The organism is Sphingomonas sp. (assembly GCA_019635535.1).
In the GTDB taxonomy this organism is placed as follows: Bacteria; Pseudomonadota; Alphaproteobacteria; order Sphingomonadales; family Sphingomonadaceae; genus Allosphingosinicella.
Genome location: JAHBZH010000001.1, coordinates 2,051,012 through 2,067,008, shown reverse-complemented (window position 1 = coordinate 2,067,008; position 15,997 = coordinate 2,051,012). Strand labels below are relative to the sequence as shown.

Genomic DNA, 15,997 nt, shown 5'->3' with positions numbered 1-15,997 from the left:
ATGCCGGCGCCGCGCGACGCCGTCGCCCGGCTGCGCCTGATCCGGTCCGACAATATCGGGCCGATCACCTATTTCCAGCTCCTCGCCCGCTTCGGTTCGGCGCAGGCGGCGATCGACGCCATCCCCGATCTCGCCGCGCGCGGCGGCGGCCGCGCGCCGAAGCTCGCCCCCGCCGGTCAGGCCGAGCGCGAAATCGAAACGGCCGAGCGGCTGGGCGCGCGGCACTTGTTCCTCGGCCAGCCCGCCTATCCGGCGCTGCTCGCCGAGCTGGAAACCGCGCCGCCCGCCTTGATCGCGAAGGGCGACACCACGCTCCTGGATAGGCCCGCCGTCGCCATGGTCGGCGCGCGCAACGCGTCAGCCGCGGCCTGCCGCTTTGCCCGCCAGCTCGCCGGCGCGCTGGGCGAGGCGGGGCAGGCGGTCGTCTCCGGCCTGGCGCGCGGCATCGACACGGCCGCGCATGACGGATCGCTGGCGACCGGCACGATCGCGGTGATCGCCGGCGGCATCGACATCTTCTACCCGCCCGAGAATGAGGAGCGGCAGCGCGCGATCGCCGAGCGCGGCCTGCTGCTCGCCGAGCAGCCGCCCGGCATCGAGCCGCGCGCCCGCCACTTCCCCTATCGCAACCGGATCATCGCCGGGCTGGCGCAGGGGACGGTGGTGGTCGAGGCCGCGCCCAAGTCCGGCTCGCTGATCACCGCCCGGCTCGCCGCCGAATTCGGCCGCGAGGTGATGGCGGTCCCCGGCTCCCCGCTCGATCCGCGCGCGCAGGGCTGCAACCTGCTGATCCGCGAGGGCGCGACCCTGGTCCAGACTGCCGAGGACGTGATCGAGGCGCTGAGCCCGATCCACCCGCGCCCCTTCCGCCAGCGCAAGCAGGATTATGCCGCTCCGGCGGCCTCCGCCGACGCCGACGAGGTCACCCGCCGCACCGTCGCCGACCTGCTCGGGCCGACCCCGGTGCCGGTGGACGAATTGATCCGCCAGTCCGGCCGCTCACCCGCCGAGGTACAGACCGTGCTGCTGGAGCTGGAACTGGCCGGCCGGCTGGAGCGGCACGCGGGAGGGCGGGTCAGTCTCGCTTAGCCTTTCCCGTGAGGAGAGGCTTGACGGAGCGCCACCCCGCTCCTCACCTATGCGCGTACGCGTAAGGGGTCTTTTCTCTCCATGAAGCTGGTCGTCGTCGAATCGCCCGCCAAGGCGAAAACCATCGAGAAGTATCTGGGCGGCGGCTATCGGGTGCTCGCCTCCTACGGCCATGTCCGCGATCTGCCGCCGAAGGACGGGTCGGTCGATCCCGACGCCGGCTTCGCGATGGAATGGGAGCCCTATGCGGACAAGGCGAAGCAGTTGAAGGCCATCGCCGACGAGGCGAAGAAGGCCGACGCGCTGATCCTCGCCACCGATCCGGATCGCGAGGGCGAGGCGATTTCCTGGCACGTGCAGGAGGTGCTGGCGAAGAAGAAGGCGTTGCCCGCCCATGTCGAGCGGGTGACGTTCAACGCGATCACCAAATCCGCCGTGACCGAGGCGATGGCGCACCCACGCGCGCTCGACGAGAATCTGATCGACGCCTATCGCGCCCGCCGCGCGCTCGATTATCTGGTCGGCTTCACCCTTTCGCCGGTGCTGTGGCGCAAGCTGCCCGGCGCTAAGTCGGCGGGGCGGGTCCAGTCCGTGGCGTTGCGCCTGATCGTCGATCGCGAGCGCGAGATCGAGCTGTTCCGCCCGCAGGAATATTGGTCGGTCACCGCCACGCTGGAGGCGGACGGCACGGAATTCCTCGCCCGGCTGGTCCGCTACAAGAGCGAGAAGATCGATCGCCTGACGATCGGCGATGAAGGCACCGCGCTGGCCGCCAGGAAGGCCGTTGAGGAAGGGCGGTTCACCGTCGCCTCGGTCGAGACCAAGCCGCTCACCCGCAACCCGCCGCCGCCCTTCACCACCTCGACCCTGCAGCAGGAGGCGGCGCGCAAGCTCGGCCTGTCGGCCAGCATCACGATGCGGCTCGCCCAGAATCTCTACGAGGACGGCGCGATCACCTATATGCGGACCGATGGCGTGCAAATGGCGCAGGAAGCGATTTCCGCCGCCCGCCGCGCGGTCGCCGATCGCTACGACGCCGGCTACGTGCCGGACAAGCCGCGTCATTACGAAACCAAGGCGAAGAATGCGCAGGAAGCGCACGAGGCGATCCGCCCGACCGATTTCTCCCGCGAGCGCGCCGGCTCGGGCGATCATGCCCGGCTCTACGATCTGATTTGGAAACGCGCGCTGGCCAGCCAGATGGCTTCGGCCCGGCTGGAGCGTACCACCGCCGAGCTGACCGACGGCACCGGCCAGCACGCGCTGCGCGCCACCGGCCAGGTCGTGATCTTCCCCGGCTTCCTCGCGCTCTACGAAGAGGGCAGGGATGACGCGGAGGACGAGGACAGCCGCCGCCTGCCGCGCCTGAAGGACGGCGACGTGCCGGCGAAGAAGGGCGTCGCCGCCGAGCAGCATTTCACCCAGCCGCCGCCGCGCTACTCCGAAGCCTCGCTGGTCAAGAAGATGGAGGAGCTCGGCATCGGACGGCCCTCCACCTACGCCTCGATCCTCCAGACGCTGAAGGACCGCGACTATGTCCGGCTGGAGAAGAACCGCTTCTTCCCGGAGGAGAGCGGTCGGCTGGTGACGGCCTTCCTGGAGCGCTTCTTCGAGCGTTACGTCTCCTATGATTTCACCGCCCATCTCGAGGACGAGCTGGACGACATTTCCGGCGGGCGGGCGCAATGGCAGCAGGTGCTCGAGGCCTTCTGGCGCGATTTTAAGCCGAAGACCGGCGAGGTTATGGAGAGCAAGCCTTCCGAGATCACCGCCGCGCTCGACGAATTTCTCTCGCCCTATCTGTTTCCGGACAAGGACAACGGGTCCGATCCGCGCCTCTGTCCGCTTTGCGGCACCGGCCGGCTGGGGCTGCGCGGCGGTCGTTTCGGCGCCTTCGTCGCCTGCTCCAATTATCCGGAGTGCAAGTTCACTCGCCGCTTCGGCCAGGGCGATCAAGCCGGGGCGGACAGCGGCCCGCAGGTGCTGGGGCAGGATCCGGAGACGGGTGAGGATGTCACGCTCCGCTCCGGCCGTTTCGGCCCCTATTTCCAGCTCGGCGAGGGCAAGGAGGCGAAGCGCGCCTCGCTGCCCAAGGACGTGCCGGCGGCGGAGGCCGATCTGGAGATCGCGCTCAAATTCCTGTCGCTGCCGCGCGCCGTGGGCGATCATCCCGAGACGGGCAAGCCGATCACCGCAAGCATCGGCCGCTACGGCCCCTATCTCGCCCATGACGGCAAATATGCGAAGCTGGGCTCGACCGCCGAGGTGTTCGAGGTCGGCATGAACGCGGCGGTCGCCAAGCTCGCCGACGCGGCCAATGGCGGCGGCCGGGCGCGCGGCTCGCGCGAGCCGCTGAAGGTGCTCGGGCCGCATCCGCGCACCGAGGCGGAGATCAGGCTGATGGAAGGGCGCTTCGGTCCCTATGTGACCGACGGCACCACCAATGCGACCCTGCCCAAGACGCTGGCGCCCGATCAGCTCACGCTGGAGGAGGCGGCGCAGCTCATCGACGATCGCGCCGCCAAGGGGCCGGCCAAAGGACGGGGCCGCAAGGCGCCCGCGAAGAAGACGCCTGCAAAGAAGACGGGCGCGAAGAAGGCGCCGGCAAGGGGGAAGAAATGATCAGGTCCATGTTCGTCGCCGCTTCGCTCGCGGCCATCCCGGCCGGCGTGATCGCGCAGGAGCCGGCGCCGGCGCCGAACCCGGCCAATGCCGACTGGCATTTCCAGTATCTCAACCGGCTCGACCCCGCCGAGGGCTGGCGCCGGACGGTGAGCGGAGTGCGCTATCGCAAGATCAGTGGTACCGCCGCGGGCCCTCGCCCCACTGTCGAGGATACGGTGACGATCCATTATGTCGGCACCTTCATCGACGGCACCGAGTTCGACAGCTCGGTCGCGCGCGGCGAGCCGGCCACCTTCCCGCTGCAACGCCTGATCCGCGGCTGGCAGGACGGCGTGCCGCTGATGGCGGTGGGCGACCGCTACGAATTCGCCATCCCCTACACGCTCGCCTACGGCCCGACCGGCCGTGGCCCGATCCCCGCCGGCGCGACCTTGCTGTTCACCATCGAGCTGATCGCGATCGCCGCTCAGCCCTGACCGGAACAACCCCGGCAAGCCGGATCCTTCGCGATCCGCACGGTGCGCATCGCGGGCTTGAGCCCATCGAAGATGTGGAGCTTGCCCGCCGCGTCGTCGCCGAAGCCGACGAGCGCGCGGATCGCCTCCATCGTCGCGAAACTGCCGGCGATCCCCGCCATCGCGCCGAGCACGCCCAGCTCGGCGCAGGTGTCGCAATCGTCGGCGTCAAAGGCATCGCCGACGAAGCAGCGATAACAGGGCCGGTCCGCTTCCCAACCCCGAAAGGTGCCGACCTGCGCCTGGAAGCGCCCGATCGCGGCCGAAACAAGCGGGATGCGCGCGGCGGTGCAATGGTCGGACACGGCCAGCCGGGTAGCGAAATTGTCGCAGCCGTCGAGGACCAGATCGACCTCGCCGATCAGCTCGGCTACATTGTCCGCCGTCAGCCGCGCCGCCACCCCCACGAAGCGTGTGTCGGGATTGAGCCGCGCCACCGCCTCGCCGGCCACCTCGGCCTTGCCGCGTCCCACGTCGCCGGTGCCGAACAGCACCTGGCGCTGGAGATTGTCGAGGCTGACCGCATCGTCGTCGATCACCCGCAGCCGCCCGATCCCGGCGGTGGCGAGATATTGGATGGCCGGCGATCCGACCCCGCCCGCGCCGATCACCGCGACCGACGCGGCGAGCAGCTTCACCTGCCCGGCGCCGCCGATCTCCCGCAGCACGATGTGCCGGGCATAGCGATCGAGCTGGGCGTCGGTGAGGCTCATCGCCCCGTCGAGCCGAAGCCCCCGCTGCCCCGCGCCGTCTCACTCAGCTCCGCGACCTCCGCGAACGCCGCCTGCGTGACCGCCGCCGGCACGAGCTGCGCGATCCGCTCGCCGCGCGCCACCTCGAACGACGCGGCGCCGAGATTGGCGAGGATCACCTTCACTTCGCCGCGATAGTCGGCATCGATCGTGCCGGGCGTGTTGAGGCAGGTGATGCCGTGCTTCAGCGCGAGGCCGGAGCGCGGGCGCACCTGCACCTCATAGCCTTCGGGGATGGCGATGGCGAAGCCGGTGGCGACCGCATGGCGCGCGCCGGGCGCGAGCGTCACGTCCTCTGCCGCGACGACATCCATGCCGGCGGCATGGGCGGTGGCGTAAGCGGGGAGGGGCAGGCCCTCGCCATGGGGCAGGCGCTTGAGTTCGATTTGGATCATGTGGCGGTTCGTCGCTCCAGCAGGTTGTCCGCTGCATAGCGCCCCGCCCCGATGGTTGCGAAGAGGAAACCGAACGCGACCAGCACGATCGCCGGCCACCAGTCGCGGAAACCCTGCTCCCAATGCACCATCGTCACGGCGATGACGAAGTTGAACGCGAGCAGCAGGCCGATCCAGCGCGTCGCCAAGCCGGCGATCAGCGCGATACCGATGAACAGCTGCGCGTAAACCGAAAGCGGCGCCATCAGATGCGGCCAGGCGAAACCGTGCGCAGCCAGGAAGTCAGCGAACTCGCGCATACGTTCGGCGGAGGTGATGTTGTCCCAGACGCCGTGGACAAGAAAGGTGCCGGTCACCAGTCGCAGCGCGAGCAGCGCGACGTCCCGCAGCCTTTCAAGGCGGGAGAGCAGCAACGGCGGCCAGTTCATCCGGGCGTCCAGCGCATAACGTCCGCCGCCCCAGGCGGCGAGCAGCAGTCCGGTGAACAACAGCGCCAGCGCCGGCCATTGCTGGCGGAACGTGTCGTCGAGATGGACCATGACCATGCCGACGACGAAATTGAAGGCGAGCGCCAGCCCCGCCCAGCGCGTGGCGAGGCCGAGGATCAGCGCGATGCCGATCAGGAACTGTGCCCAGGCCGAAAGCGGTCCGAAAAAGTGCGGCCAGGCGAACCCGTTGGCGGCGAAATAGTCGACGACCCGCGCCATCGTTGCCGGGTTCGAAATGTTGAACCACATTTCCCAGACGAGGAAGGCGCCGGTGAGCCAGCGCAACGCCAGCAGAGCATGATCGCCGAAGCGCGTCGCCGGCGTTAGGAACAACCAATCGTGCCGCATCTAGTCCTCCAGTGCGACGGCGATCCTCTGCGCGAGCTTGCGGGCGATTTCGGTCTTGGGCGCCTCGGCCCAGTCCTCGACGCCTTCGGCGGTGACCAAGTGGACCCGGTTGTCGGCGCTCCCCATCACGTCTCCCGAGACGTCGTTGGCGAGGATCCAGTCCGCCCCCTTGCGCTCCCGCTTCGCCCGCGCGTTGCCGACGACATTGTCGGTTTCCGCCGCGAAGCCGATCAGAAGGCGCGGGCGCCGGGGCGACACGGCGAGTTCGGCGAGAATGTCGGGATTTTCGACGAGCGGCAGGCCGGGCGGGCCGTCCGGCCCCTTCTTGATCTTGGTCGCGACCGGCTCGACCCGCCAGTCCGCGACGGCGGCGACCATGACGGCGGCATCGGCAGGGAGGGCGGCCCCGACCGCTTCGGCCATCTCGCGCGCCGTCTCGACATCGACCCGCGCCACGCCCGACGGCGTTGGCTGGTGCACCGGTCCCGCGACCAGGGTGACGCGCGCCCCGAGCGCGGCCAGCGCGCCGGCGATCGCGAAACCCTGCTTTCCGGAGGACCGATTGGCGAGCACGCGCACCGGATCGATCGGCTCGTGCGTCGGCCCGGCGGTGACGATGACGTGGCGCCCGGCCAGCGGCGCATCCGGCGCGAAATCGGGTTGGTCGGCGAGCGGATCGGGCGCGCCAAGCTCGTGTCCGATCGCCGCCAGGATCGCCTCCGGTTCGGGCAGCCGCCCCGGCCCATATTCGCCGCACGCCATCTCACCCTCGTCGGGTTCCAACACGGTGACGCCGTAGGCGCGGAGCTGCGCGACGTTTCGCCGCGTCGCCGCATGCTCCCACATCCGTACGTTCATCGCCGGCGCGGCGATCACCCGCTTGTCGGTAGCGAGGAGCAAGGTGGTGGCGAGATCGTCGGCAATGCCCGCGGCCATCTTCGCGAGCAGATCGGCGGTGGCCGGCGCGACGACCACGAGATCCGCCTCGCGGCTGAGCTGGATATGACCCATCTCGGCCTCGTCCTTGAGGTCGAACAGGTCGGTGAACACCTGTTGCTCCGAAAGCGCCGCCAACGTCATCGGCGTCACGAACTGCGCGCCGCCCTTCGTCAGCACGCAGCGTACGCTGCCGCCCGCCTTGCGGATCAGCCGCACCAGCTCGCACGCCTTGTAGGCCGCGATCCCGCCGCCGACGATCAGGAGGATTTTCTTGCCGTGCATCGGTGTTCGCCGGGCGCCTCAGAAAAGCCGATAACGCGCAAGGGGCAGGCCGTTTTCTTCAACGTACCTGTTGCAGTCTTCGATCGCGCCCCGGTTTTCCTTCCGCCATGCATTGGACACATGTTCCACGAGGCCGCGCTCGCACGCTTCGGAAATATCGACGTTGAGCCGTTTCGCCTCATCGACCAATTCGGCCCGCGGCGGTATCTTGATCGTCCTCGTCCGGTTGGCCTTCACATTGAGCCTGGTCATGCGCTCGCCTCTTCCGCTGATTGGAGCCGCATCAACTTAGGAGCAGAACCGCCGCCGCGCCAGCCGCCGCGCCGATCGCGGCCGTCACGAAATGGCGCAGGAAGCTGAGGGGCCGCACGACCATCACTTCCGGCAATGGCGGCGCGGGCGGCGCGGCGCCGGGCGGCGGGTAGTAATGATCGATGCGGCGGATGAGGTCGGGCAGCTTGCGGATCAGCCGCACGGTGCGCACGATCTCGTCGGCCACGCGCGCCTCCGGCCCCAGCTCGCTCCGCACCCATTCGGTCAGGAAGGGCTCGGCCGTCTCCCACATGTTGATGTCGGGATCGAGCGCGGTGGCGACGCCTTCCTCCATCACCATGGTCTTCTGCAGCAGCAGCAGATGGGGTTGGGTCGGCATGTCGAAATCGCGGGTGATCTTGAACAGGCCGTCCATCATCTGGCCGATCGACACATCCTTGGCCGGCAGCCCGCGCATCGGCTCGCCCACCGCGCGTAATGCGGTGGCGAACTCGTCGATATTGTGGTGGCCGGGCACATATTGCGCCTCGAAATGGATTTCGGCGACGCGGCGGTAATTGGCTGTGATCAGGCCGTAGAGGATTTCCGCGAGCCAGATCCGCGCCTGGCGGTTGATCCGGCCCATGATGCCGAAATCGATCGCCGCCAGCCGCCCGTCCGGCAGCGCGAACAGATTGCCCTGATGCAGATCGGCATGGAAGAAGCCGTCAACGACCGCCTGGCGCAGGAAAGCCCGAACCAGGATTTGCGCCAGCGCCTTCAGGTCATGGCCGGCCTCGATCAGCGCCGCGCGGTTCGTCAGCTTGATGCCGTCGATCCATTCCAGCGTCATCACCCGGCGGGCGGTGCGACTCCAGTCGATCTCGGGAACGAAGAAGCCTTCCTCGGCGACCAGATTCTCGCGCAATTCCGAGGCGGAAGCCGCCTCCTGCCGCAGGTCGAGCTCGCGGTTGGTCCATTGCCGGAAGGTGGCGATGACGAGGCGGGGTCGGAGCCTCGCCGCCTCGCCGCCCATGCCTTCGACCTGCGCCGCCGCCCACTCATAGGTCTCGATCGCCTGGGCGAAGTCCTCCTCGATGTTCGGGCGCAGCACTTTGATCGCCACCTGCCGCCCTTCGGTCGTGACGGCGCGGTGGACCTGCGCGATCGAGGCGGCGCCGACCGGCTCGGGATCGATGCTCTGGAACATCGACTCGATCGGCCGGCCGAGACCCTGCTCAATCGCCGCGCGGATCGTCTCGTACGGGGCGGGGGGCAGACGGTCCTGCAGGCGCGAGAGATCGCGCGCCGCCTCCTCGCCGACCAGATCGGGGCGGGTGGCGAGCGCCTGGCCGAGCTTGATCGCGGCCGGGCCGATCGCCTCGAAGGCTTCGGCATAAGTCGGCACCTTCGGCACCCGGGCGCCCAGCCGCGCGATCCGGCATAAGCGACGCACCGGGGGCGGCGTGTTCGGGTCGCGCTCGATCCCGCGCAGCGCCCCGTGCCGCGCCAGCACCCGGCCCCATTTCAGCAGCCGCCAGACATGAACCGCAGGGGAGGTCAAATCTTCCAGCCGCTGTGGATGGCGACGAGGCCGCCGAGGATCGGCTCGGCCTTCACATTGCCGAAACCCGCCGTCCCGATCATCCGCGCGAACGTCGCCATGTCCGGAAAGCGCTCGATCGATTCGATCAGGTAGCGATAGCTGTCCTCGTCCTTCGCGACGGCCTTGCCGATCTTCGGCACGATCCGGCGGGAATAGGTTTCGTAGAGCGTCGCGAAGCCCGGCCAGCGGGTCTGAGAGAATTCCAGGCAATAGAAGCGCCCGCCGGTCGTCAGCACGCGATGGGCTTCCCGGAGCGCGGCGGAAATGTCGGTCACGTTCCGGATGCCGAACGCGATCGTATAGGCATCGAAGCTCCTGTCCGCGAAGCCCAGCCTCTCGGCATTCTGCTCGGACCAGGCGAGGCCCTCGATGCCGCGCTTCTCCGCGCGCTCGCGACCGACCGCGAGCATTTCCGGGTTGATGTCCGCGACCGTGATCGCGGCGCCCGAGCGTGCCATGCGGAAGGCGATGTCGCCGGTGCCGCCGGCCATGTCGAGGATCGCCTCGCCGGCGCGCGGGCGCACCTTGCGGACGAACGCGTCCTTCCACAGCCGGTGCTGGCCGCCCGACATGAGATCGTTCATCAGATCGTAGCTGGACGCGACGGAAGAGAAGACGCCGCGCACCCGGCGGGTCTTTTCCTCTGGCGCCACGTCCTCATGGCCGAAAGAAACCTTGTCCATCGCCGCCGCCTCTAGCAGGGGAGGCGGCATGGTGAAACATGCCTGAGCTTCCCGAAGTCGAAACCACGGTGCGCGGCCTCGCTGCGGTGCTGGACGGGCGCCGCATCGCGTCCATCGAACTGCGCCGCGCCGATCTCAGGCGGCCCTTCCCGCCGGACCTGCGCCAGCGGCTGACCGGGGCGCGCATCACCGGCCTGTCGCGCCGCGCGAAATACGGCCTGATCGAAACCGACCGGGACGACACCCTCGTCTTCCATCTCGGCATGTCGGGGAGCTGGCGAATCGATCCGGACGACATCGGAAAGCACGACCATGTGGTGGTCGAGACGGAAGAGGGCCGTCGCCTCGCGCTCAATGACCCCAGGCGTTTCGGTTCGCTCGACCTCGTTCCAACGGCCGCGCTGACCGCGACTCCGCCGTTCGTGGGGATGGGCCCCGAACCGCTCGGCGCCGAGTTCGACGGCGCCCGGCTCGCCGCCGCTCTGGCCGGGCGGGTCGCGCCGATCAAGGCGATGCTGCTCGATCAGCGGATCGTCGCGGGCCTGGGCAACATCTATGTCTGCGACGCGCTCAACCTGGCCGGTATCCATCCGGGGCGGGAGGCCGGGCGCATCTCCCGCACGCGGCTCGATCGGCTGGCCGAGGCGGTGAAGGGTGTGCTCGGCGCGGCGATCGCAGCGGGGGGATCGACGCTGCGCGATTATGCCCAGCCCAATGGCGAGCTCGGCTATTTCTCGAAGGACTGGCGGGTCTATGGCCGTGAAGGGGAGGCTTGTCCGGCATGCGCAAGCGTGATTCGGCGCCGGGTCGATTCGGGCCGCTCCACCTTCTTCTGCGCGAATTGCCAGCGTTGACCTTGACCGGAACGCCATCCCGGCGTAGAGGCGCCGCCTGACGGGTGCGGGGAAAGCCGCGCCTTTTTCATTTTCGCAAAGAGGCAGTGAAATACGATGGCGAACACGCCGCAAGCCAAGAAGCGCATCCGCCGCAATACCCGCCGCGCCGAAATCAACGGCGCGCGCGTCAGCCGCATCCGCACCTTCGTCAAGCAGGTCGAGGCCGCGCTCGCCGCCGGCGACAAGACAACTGCCGCCGAAGCGCTGAAGCGCGTCCAGCCCGAGCTGGCTCGCGGCGTCGCCAAGGGCGTCGTGCACAAGAACACCGCGTCGCGGAAATTGTCGCGCCTGTCGCGGCGTCTGACTGCACTCGCCTAAGTCGTTCTAAAGCCAGAAAACAGGCCCGCCGGCCTTTCGTCGGCGGGTTTTTTGCGTCTGCGGGGCATCCGACGCGAAAATCCAGCATTTTCCGCGATTCGCGCGATGCTGCACAGCCGCAATCGGTACAGGCTATTGATTTAAAATGCAAAAATTTCAAACCCTCGGGTTTTCGCGCTTTTCCAGTGTCAACATTTTTATTTTTTGTGACGCTTCCATTACCCTCTTGATCGGACTCCGCCCGGCTTCCTAAAACAGCCTTTCCGGCCGGGCGAATCTCCCTGTCGGACGCAAGCAAAATGGCGTTGAGACGCGGCGTGTGGTTTGATTCGCCGCTCGGGAAACTGCGCGCGCGTGAAATAGTCCGCTATCGGGGGGCGGCAAAGAGAGCGAGGGGGATCGGGTGCCACAGATGACGGCCGGGAATCCAGGCGAAGAGCGCGACGTCGGCATGGCGCCGGTCGCGATTGCCTGGGAATCGATTCGCGCCGATCTGCGTCGCGATTGCGGCGCACGCACTTTCGACGGCTGGCTGCGCCCGATCGCGCTCGGCGGCTTCGATTCGGATTCCGGCACGCTCGTTCTCGAACTGCCGTCGCAGTTCATGGCCGATTGGGTGCAGACTCATTTCGCCGAACGGCTCGCGCTGGCCTGGCGCGCACGCCTGCCCGAGATTCGGCAGATCCTGATCGGTGTTGGACCCGCCGCGCCGCGCACCGCCGCCGTCGTCGAGATTCCGGCGCCCGAGGAACCGATTCCGGCTAAGGCGGCGGGCGGCATCTATTCGGTGGCGCTGGAGCCGCGCTACCGATTCGAGAATTTCGTCGTCGGCAAGGCGAATGAGGTCGCCTTCAACGCCGCCCGCACCCTGGCCGCCGCCGACAAGGTCGCATTCAACCCGCTGTTCATCCATGGCGGCACGGGGCGCGGCAAGACGCACTTGCTGCATGCCATCGGGCACGAATTCCACCGGGTCCGGCCGCGCGCGAAGATCATCTACATGTCGGCCGAAAAGTTCATGGTCGAGTTCGTCGCCGCCTTGCGCGCCAACGAGACGATCCAGTTCAAGCAGCAGCTGCGGTCCGCCGATCTCCTGATGATCGACGACGTGCAGTTCATCGCCGGCAAAGAATCGACGCAGGAAGAGTTCTTCCACACGATGAACGAGATCATCTCCGCCGGCCGGCGGCTGGCGATCAGCTCGGATCGCGCGCCGCAGGACCTGGACGGAATCGAACCGCGTATCCTCTCGCGGCTGTCCTGGGGCCTGGTCGCCGACATCAATGCCGCCGATCTCGAGCTGCGCCTCAGCATCATCCAGAAGAAGCTGGAGCAGCTTCCCGACGTGAAGGTGCCCGAGGACGTCGTGATGTTCCTCGCCCGGCGGATCAGCTCGAACGTGCGCGAGCTGGAAGGGGCGCTGAACCGGATCGCAGCCTATGCGGCGATGCAGAATCGCGCGATCGATCTCGATTTCGTCGCCGAGGTCCTCGCCAACATCCTGCGTGCCAACCAGCGCCGCATCTCGATCGACGAGATCCAGACCCGCGTGTCCGAGCATTACCGCATTCGCAAGGCGGAGATGACGAGCGCACGGCGTGCCCGCGAGGTCGCCCGGCCGCGCCAGGTCGCCATGTATCTGTCGAAGCAGCTTACGCCGCGCTCGCTGCCCGAGATCGGCCGGCGCTTCGGCGGACGCGATCATACCACGGTGATTCATGCCGTGCGCCAGATCGAGAAATTGCGCGCGCAGGACCCGGAACTGGATTCCGACATCCGCCTGCTCACTCGCCAGCTCGAAAGCTGAACCAAGGCTTCCGAAGCGAAAGAGGCGGACGAGTCGCTAACTCGTCCGCCTCGTCCTTTCCGGCGCTCTCACTATACCCGGTCCAGCCGTTCGATCAGCCTCGCCAGCGGGCCGGGTATTCGGTTCGTGCAGGCGAAAATCCGTCGCAGGGCATCGCCGATCCACGCCGTCGCGTTGGGCGGCGCGGCGAAGGTGAAGCGCCGGGGAACCAGATCCGTCATCGGACTCCTCCTCGGCTTGTTCGGTGTTGAAACGCGCGATCGGTGGCTTCGTTGCGCGGCTAGGCCTGGTTCAGCTTTGCAACAGAGGCGGTGCCGATTCAGCGTAGCTGAAAACGACCCTAGCCGCTCCGGCTCGCCACCCAATCCTCGATCACGCGCTCCAGCACGGCGAGCGGGATGCCGCCGGCGGCGAGCGCGGTGTCGTGGAAGCCCTTGATGTCGAAGCGGTCGCCCAGCCGCGCGCGCGCGCTTTCGCGCAATTGCAGCCAGCGGGTCTGCCCCACCTTGTAGCTGGTCGCCTGGCCCGGCCATACGCAATAGCGCTCGACCTCGGTGGTCACGCTCGATTCCTGGTCGCCCAGCGTCTCGACCATGTAGCGGATCGCCTGCTCGCGGCTCCAGCGCTTGTGGTGCAGGCCGGTGTCGACCACCAGCCGCGCGGAGCGGAACATGAAGGACTGGATATAGCCGAGCCGGCCATAGGGGTCGTTATCATAGACGCCGAGCTCGTCGGCGAGCTGCTCGGCATAAAGGCCCCAGCCTTCCGAGTAGGCGGAAAAGCCCATCAAACGCCGCAGCATCGGAATCGCGGTCGATTCCTGGGCCAGCGCGATCTGGTGATGATGGCCGGGCGACGCCTCGTGATAGGTGAGCGTCGGCAGCGTCCATTTCGGCCATTCGGCGGTATCGCGCAGATTGATATAATAGGCGCCGGGCCGCGAACCGTCGAGCGCCGGCGACTGGTAATAGCCGCCCGGCGATCCCGCCTCGATCGCCACCGGCACGCGGCGGACCTCGACGGGTGCGCGCGGGATGCGCCCGAACGCACGGGGCAGCCGCTCGGCCATGTCCGCCATCTGCGCGTTGAGATCGGCGAGCAGCCGTTCCTTGCCGGCATCCGTGTTCGGGTAGACCTGCGCCGGATCGCGGGCGAGCGCGCCCATCCGCTCCGCCACGGTGCCTTGGGTCATGCCCTGCGCGCGGAAAATCTCGTCGGCGCGGGCGGTCAGCTCGGCCATCTGGTCGAGCCCGAGCTGATGGATTTCGTCCGCGGTCATCGACGTCGTCGTCGCGTAGCGCAGGCCGTATTCATAATAGGCCCCGCCGTCCGGCAGCCGCCAGACGCCGGCATCGTGCACCGCGCCGGTGCGCTGGCCGCGCACCGCCTCCGCCTGCCGCGTCAGCGCGGGATAGACCTCGCCCTCGACGATCCGGGTGGCGCGCGCCGCCCAGTCGCCGGCGATGTCGCGCTGCGCCGTGCGGCGCGCCAGTGACGTGACGAGACCCGATTCCGCCGCAGGCGCGGCGGCGGCGCTGGCAAGCTGCTCCAGCGTTTTGTCGATCACGAAATCGGGGGGAACGACCCCGATCCCATATTCATGGCCGATCCGGGCGGTCTCGTTGTCGATCTGCCGGGCGAAATCGGACAGGCGCGTGAGATAGGCCTCCGCGTCGGAGGCGGTCGCGATCGGATGGCGGCTGTCGAGGAAATCCGGGACGCTGCGATAGCATCCGCTCAACTGGCTGACCGTATAGGGCTCAGGCCAGCCATGGGTGCCGTAGCCGAAGCGGTCATAGGTGGGGACGACCGTCTCCATATAATGGTGCAGCGTGTCGTAATTGACCGCATCGAGCCCGGTGAGCGCCTCGCGGTCGATCCGGCGCAAGGCGGCGAAACCCTGCTTGTCGCGTTCGTGGCGCGCCAGCACGGCGTCGCGCGAACGGTCGTTGAGCCGGGCGCGCGCGTCGGCGCGCGCGCCGCTGTCGAGGCCCAGGGTGGTAACGAATTCTGGCGACTCGTCGAAAAGGTCGTTCAGCGCGCGGTCCATCAGCGCGTTGAGCTCCGCGGCGGGTCCAGTGGGGGCTTCCTGGGCGAACGCGCCGCGCGAGCTTGCAAAGGCCAGGCCGGCGGCGGTGGACAGCAGGAACGTGCGGCGATCGAGCATGACGGGTCTCCAGGGTGCGGGATATGCCCTACCCTAGAGGCCGTGTATTAGGGTGACAAGTCGCCGGGACGTCAGTTCCGGCGCTGCTCGCGCTCCGGCATCACGGTGATCCGTACCGTCTCGCCCGAATTGCCGGGGAAGCCGGTGAACATCGCCTCGATCAGGTTCGGCACCAGCACCGGCAGCTCGTTGGTGCGCGAGCGGGCCTGGGCGACGCCTTCGAACAGGGCCTGGCCGTCCGCGGTGCGGCGGATGTCCATGTCGAGGAAGCTGGTATAGACGGTGTAGCTGTCGATGTCGTAGCCGCCGCCCCAGAACGGATCGTGCCAGCCCCAGTAGAAGGGGCTGCGGTAACGGCCGAAATACCCGAAACGGCTGTAGAAGGGACGGTAGCCCCACGGGCTGCCCCAGAAGGGATCGGGCCGCGCCACGACGCGCTCGCGGCCGTCGTCGACGCCGTAATCGACCTCGACGACGAAGGTCGCGGCCTGTGCGGAGGACGCTTCACTATAACCCAGCTCGGTCAGGTTGCGGCGGATATGATCGGCATATTGGGAGAATTCCAGCCCGCCGGCATTTTCGGCGCGCGCCGGCTGGATGACGAAGCTCTGGCCGTCCGGCGCCGGCATCGCCTGGAAACGCGAAACCTGGGTGGGGAAACCCGTCGCGCAGGCGTTGAGCGCGAGCAGCAAAGCCGGGGCGGCCAGCGTCAGCAGTTTCTTGGACAATGACATGGCGCCACACCTTTCCGATCCGGAGCATCGCCCCGGATATAAATCAACCCGACCACCCTGACAAAGTTCCGCTGAACCGGTGCTGAAGCGCGCCTGAACGA

16 protein-coding genes are annotated in these 15,997 nt (G+C 67.9%); 6 read left to right on the top strand and 10 right to left on the bottom strand.

From position 1 onward, the window contains the following. The 3 genes from dprA to KF780_10585 all read left to right on the top strand — a co-directional run bounded on the left by dprA (nt 1) and on the right by KF780_10585 (nt 4,190). Nucleotides 1-1,089, top strand: coding sequence for a DNA-processing protein DprA (dprA, locus tag KF780_10595; protein ID MBX3562246.1), 1,089 nt, complete (start codon nt 1-3; stop codon nt 1,087-1,089). Nucleotides 1,090-1,170: 81 nt separating this feature from the next. After that, entirely contained in the window at nt 1,171-3,711 is a 2,541-nt protein-coding gene (gene topA, locus KF780_10590; protein ID MBX3562245.1) for a type I DNA topoisomerase, read from the top strand. Continuing rightward, nucleotides 3,708-4,190, top strand: a complete 483-nt coding sequence (locus KF780_10585; protein MBX3562244.1) for an FKBP-type peptidyl-prolyl cis-trans isomerase — start codon at nt 3,708-3,710, stop codon at nt 4,188-4,190. The genes topA and KF780_10585 overlap by 4 nt, the downstream gene beginning before the upstream one ends. Here the strand turns inward: KF780_10585 and KF780_10580 are convergent. From KF780_10580 to KF780_10550, 7 genes are read right to left on the bottom strand one after another with little or no spacing between them, the layout of a single operon-like run. Then, entirely contained in the window at nt 4,181-4,942 is a 762-nt protein-coding gene (locus KF780_10580; protein ID MBX3562243.1) for a HesA/MoeB/ThiF family protein, read from the bottom strand. The genes KF780_10585 and KF780_10580 overlap by 10 nt on opposite strands. Further along, complete coding sequence (gene dut / locus KF780_10575; GenBank protein MBX3562242.1) at nt 4,939-5,376, bottom strand: dUTP diphosphatase; 438 nt, start codon at nt 5,374-5,376, stop codon at nt 4,939-4,941. Before dut ends, KF780_10580 begins: the two co-directional genes overlap by 4 nt. Then, nucleotides 5,373-6,212, bottom strand: coding sequence for a DoxX family protein (locus tag KF780_10570; protein ID MBX3562241.1), 840 nt, complete (start codon nt 6,210-6,212; stop codon nt 5,373-5,375). The genes dut and KF780_10570 overlap by 4 nt, the downstream gene beginning before the upstream one ends. Continuing rightward, complete coding sequence (gene coaBC / locus KF780_10565; GenBank protein MBX3562240.1) at nt 6,213-7,433, bottom strand: bifunctional phosphopantothenoylcysteine decarboxylase/phosphopantothenate--cysteine ligase CoaBC; 1,221 nt, start codon at nt 7,431-7,433, stop codon at nt 6,213-6,215. Nucleotides 7,434-7,451: 18 nt separating this feature from the next. Then, the gene (locus KF780_10560; GenBank protein MBX3562239.1) at nt 7,452-7,685 is read right to left on the bottom strand and encodes a type II toxin-antitoxin system CcdA family antitoxin; all 234 of its coding nucleotides are present in this window, start codon (nt 7,683-7,685) and stop codon (nt 7,452-7,454) included. 31 nt (nt 7,686-7,716) lie between these two features. After that, nucleotides 7,717-9,249, bottom strand: a complete 1,533-nt coding sequence (gene ubiB / locus KF780_10555; GenBank protein MBX3562238.1) for a 2-polyprenylphenol 6-hydroxylase — start codon at nt 9,247-9,249, stop codon at nt 7,717-7,719. Next, nucleotides 9,246-9,974, bottom strand: a complete 729-nt coding sequence (locus KF780_10550; protein MBX3562237.1) for a class I SAM-dependent methyltransferase — start codon at nt 9,972-9,974, stop codon at nt 9,246-9,248. Before KF780_10550 ends, ubiB begins: the two co-directional genes overlap by 4 nt. A 38-nt stretch (nt 9,975-10,012) precedes the next feature. Here KF780_10550 and mutM point away from each other — a divergent pair, with 38 nt between their 5' ends. The 3 genes from mutM to dnaA all read left to right on the top strand — a co-directional run bounded on the left by mutM (nt 10,013) and on the right by dnaA (nt 12,995). Then, a complete protein-coding gene (mutM, locus tag KF780_10545; GenBank protein ID MBX3562236.1) occupies nt 10,013-10,828 on the top strand; it encodes a bifunctional DNA-formamidopyrimidine glycosylase/DNA-(apurinic or apyrimidinic site) lyase in 816 nt (271 codons plus the stop codon). A 96-nt stretch (nt 10,829-10,924) separates the two neighbouring features. After that, entirely contained in the window at nt 10,925-11,188 is a 264-nt protein-coding gene (rpsT, locus tag KF780_10540; GenBank protein MBX3562235.1) for a 30S ribosomal protein S20, read from the top strand. A gap of 412 nt (nt 11,189-11,600) precedes the next feature. Beyond that, nucleotides 11,601-12,995, top strand: a complete 1,395-nt coding sequence (dnaA, locus tag KF780_10535) for a chromosomal replication initiator protein DnaA (protein ID MBX3562234.1) — start codon at nt 11,601-11,603, stop codon at nt 12,993-12,995. Between the two features lie 71 nt (nt 12,996-13,066). Here dnaA and KF780_10530 read toward each other — a convergent pair whose 3' ends face one another. The 3 genes from KF780_10530 to KF780_10520 all read right to left on the bottom strand — a co-directional run bounded on the left by KF780_10530 (nt 13,067) and on the right by KF780_10520 (nt 15,896). Further along, nucleotides 13,067-13,216, bottom strand: a complete 150-nt coding sequence (locus KF780_10530) for a hypothetical protein (protein ID MBX3562233.1) — start codon at nt 13,214-13,216, stop codon at nt 13,067-13,069. 119 nt (nt 13,217-13,335) lie between these two features. Further along, nucleotides 13,336-15,162 (bottom strand): DUF885 family protein, encoded by a 1,827-nt coding sequence (locus KF780_10525; protein MBX3562232.1) that lies wholly within the window; start codon nt 15,160-15,162, stop codon nt 13,336-13,338. A 71-nt stretch (nt 15,163-15,233) separates the two neighbouring features. Then, nucleotides 15,234-15,896, bottom strand: coding sequence for a DUF4136 domain-containing protein (locus KF780_10520; protein ID MBX3562231.1), 663 nt, complete (start codon nt 15,894-15,896; stop codon nt 15,234-15,236). Between the last annotated feature and the right edge of the window lie 101 nt (nt 15,897-15,997).